The following is a 3,439-nucleotide window of genomic DNA, read 5'->3' as shown; positions in this document are numbered from 1 at the left end:
CGGATGGGGTTGTGGGTTGGTTGTTGGTTGAGAATTGCACAGTGGACGCGAGCATCTTGTTTTTTGTGGTTAAGTTGTCAAGGGCGAACGGTGGATGCCTTGGCACCAGGAGCCGATGAAGGACGTGGGAGGCCGCGATAGGCCTGGGGGAGCTGTCAACCTAGCTGTGATCCCAGGGTGTCCGAATGGGGAAACCTAGCACGAGTCATGTCGTGTTACCTGCATCTGAATTCATAGGGTGTAGGGGGGAACGCGGGGAAGTGAAACATCTCAGTACCCGTAGGAAGAGAAAACAATTTAGTGATTCCGTGAGTAGTGGCGAGCGAAAGCGGATGTAGCCTAAACCAGATACGTGTGATACTTGTCAGGGGTTGCGTATCCGGGGTTGTGGGACCCATTTTTCATGACTGACATCATGATAAGAAGTTACAAAGTTACATGTTAGTCGAACGACGTGGGAAAGTCGGCCGTAGACGGTGAGAGCCCGGTAGACGAAAATGTGTGACCTTCTTATGGTGTTCCCGAGTAGCAGCGGACTCCTGAAATCTGCTGTGAATCTGCCAGGACCACCTGGTAAGGCTGAATACTTCCTGGTGACCGATAGCGGACGAGTACCGTGAGGGAATGGTGAAAAGTACCCCGGGAGGGGAGTGAAATAGTACCTGAAACCGTTCGCCTACAATCCGTCAGAGCCTTTAGGGGTGATGGCGTGCCTTTTGAAGAATGAGCCTGCGAGTTAGTGGCATGTGGCGAGGTTAACCCGTGTGGGGTAGCCGTAGCGAAAGCGAGTCTGAAGAGGGCGTTCTTTAGTCGCATGTTCTAGACCCGAAGCGGAGTGATCTAGCCATGGGCAGGTTGAAGCGTGGGTAAGACTGCGTGGAGGACCGAACCCACCAACGTTGAAAAGTTGGGGGATGACCTGTGGTTAGGGGTGAAAGGCCAATCAAACTCCGTGATAGCTGGTTCTCCCCGAAATGCATTTAGGTGCAGCGTCGCGTGTTTCTTGCCGGAGGTAGAGCACTGGATGGTCTAGGGGGCCCACAAGCTTACCGAAATCAGCCAAACTCCGAATGCCGGTAAGTGAGAGCGCGGCAGTGAGACTGCGGGGGATAAGCTTCGTAGTCGAGAGGGAAACAGCCCAGATCACCAGCTAAGGCCCCTAAGCGTGTGCTAAGTGGAAAAGGATGTGGGGTCGCTTAGACAACCAGGAGGTTGGCTTAGAAGCAGCCATCCTTTAAAGAGTGCGTAATAGCTCACTGGTCAAGTGGTTCCGCGCCGACAATGTAGCGGGGCTCAAGCACACCGCCGAAGCTGTGGCATTCACATTTTTACTTCGCATCGACTTGATTGGTGTGCAGGTGTGTGGATGGGTAGGGGAGCGTCGTATGGCGGGTGAAGCGCCGGGGTGACCCAGGCGTGGACGCCATACGAGTGAGAATGCAGGCATGAGTAGCGAATGAAGGGTGAGAAACCCTTCCGCCGGATGACCAAGGGTTCCAGGGCCAGGCTAATCCGCCCTGGGTGAGTCGGGGCCTAAGGCGAGGCCGAGAGGCGTAGTCGATGGATAACGGGTTGATATTCCCGTACCCGCGTAGGAGCGCCCAAGACGAACCCACCTGTACTAACCACGCAAAGCGCCGGCGACCTTCGGGTTTATGGTGTGGAGTCTGGGATCTTGGGTGGTAGTAGTTTAGCGATGGGGTGACGCAGGAAGGTAGATGATCCCGGCCGGTGGTTGTGCCGGGGTAAGCGTGTAGCCCGTGGTGTAGGCAAATCCGCACCACATTTAAGGGTGAGACGTGATGCCGAGCCGTTTCAGGTGAAGTCATTGATCCTATGCTGCCGAGAAAAGCCTCTAGCGATGTTCCGAGCGGCCCGTACCCCAAACCGACACAGGTGGTCAGGTAGAGAATACCGAGGCGACGGGCGAACTGTGGTTAAGGAACTCGGCAAATTGCCCCCGTAACTTAGGGAGAAGGGGGGCCGGACGCGTGAAGCCCCGTGCGGGTGGAGCGTGGTATGGCCGCAGAGAGCAGGGGGAAGCGACTGTTTACTAAAAACACAGGTCCATGCGAAGTCGTAAGACGATGTATATGGACTGACGCCTGCCCGGTGCTGGAACGTTAAGGGGACCTGTTAGCCTTTCGGGGCGAGGCGGAGAACTTAAGCGCCAGTAAACGGCGGTGGTAACTATAACCATCCTAAGGTAGCGAAATTCCTTGTCGGGTAAGTTCCGACCTGCACGAATGGCGTAACGACTTCCCCACTGTCTCAACCACAGGCCCGGCGAAATTGCAGTACGAGTAAAGATGCTCGTTACGCGCGGCAGGACGGAAAGACCCCGGGACCTTTACTATAGCTTGACATTGGTATCCGAATGTAATTGTGTAGGATAGGTGGGAGCCGGTGAAGCTCGGACGCCAGTTCGGGTGGAGGCAATCTTGAAATACCACTCTGTTGGATTTGGGTATCTAACTTCGGGCCCTGATCGGGTCCAGGGACAGTGTCTGGTGGGTAGTTTAACTGGGGCGGTTGCCTCCTAAAGGGTAACGGAGGCGCCCAAAGGTTCCCTCAGCCTGGTTGGCAATCAGGTGTTGAGTGTAAGTACATAAGGGAGCTTGACTGTGAGACTGACAGGTCGAGCAGGGACGAAAGTCGGGACTAGTGATCCGGCACTTGCGTGTGGAAGCGGTGTCGCTCAACGGATAAAAGGTACCCCGGGGATAACAGGCTGATCTTCCCCAAGAGTCCATATCGACGGGATGGTTTGGCACCTCGATGTCGGCTCGTCGCATCCTGGGGCTGTAGCAGGTCCCAAGGGTTGGGCTGTTCGCCCATTAAAGCGGTACGCGAGCTGGGTTTAGAACGTCGTGAGACAGTTCGGTCCCTATCCGCCGTGCGCGTTGGATACTTGAGAAGGGCTGTCCCTAGTACGAGAGGACCGGGACGGACGAACCTCTGGTGTGCCAGTTGTCCCGCCAGGGGCATGGCTGGTTGGCTACGTTCGGAAGGGATAACCGCTGAAAGCATCTAAGCGGGAAGCCTGCTTCGAGATGAGGTATCCCACCACCTTGAGTGGGTAAGGCTCCCAGCTAGACTACTGGGTTGATAGGCCGGAGATGTAAGCCAGGTAACTGGTTCAGTCGACCGGTACTAATAGGCCGAGGGCTTAACCACCCTAAACTTGATGCTCCCAGTGAGCTCTTGTAAAAGCGTTTATGCGTCCACTGTGTGATTCACAGCAAACAACCATCCCCCCAAACACGGCACCATACGGTGTTTGGGCTGGGTTGATGGTTTAACGCTGATAGCTGTTTCGGTGGTTATAGCGGAGGGGAAACGCCCGGTCTCATTCCGAACCCGGAAGCTAAGCCCTCCAGCGCCGATGGTACTGCACTCGGGAGGGTGTGGGAGAGTAGGACGCCGCCGGACTCAACGT

General features: G+C 55.7%; 2 rRNA genes. Both read left to right on the top strand.

What is annotated here, in order from left to right:
* Positions 1–67: 67 nt before the first annotated feature.
* Positions 68–3,177 (top strand): 23S ribosomal RNA (locus Ahu01nite_RS49960).
* A gap of 138 nt (positions 3,178–3,315) precedes the next feature.
* Positions 3,316–3,432, top strand: a 5S ribosomal RNA gene (gene rrf, locus Ahu01nite_RS49955).
* Positions 3,433–3,439 lie beyond the last annotated feature (7 nt).

It is taken from the genome of Winogradskya humida (genome assembly GCF_016862215.1).
GTDB lineage: Bacteria > Actinomycetota > Actinomycetes > Mycobacteriales > Micromonosporaceae > Actinoplanes > Actinoplanes humidus.
This window is presented reverse-complemented; position numbering and strand designations above follow the sequence as displayed.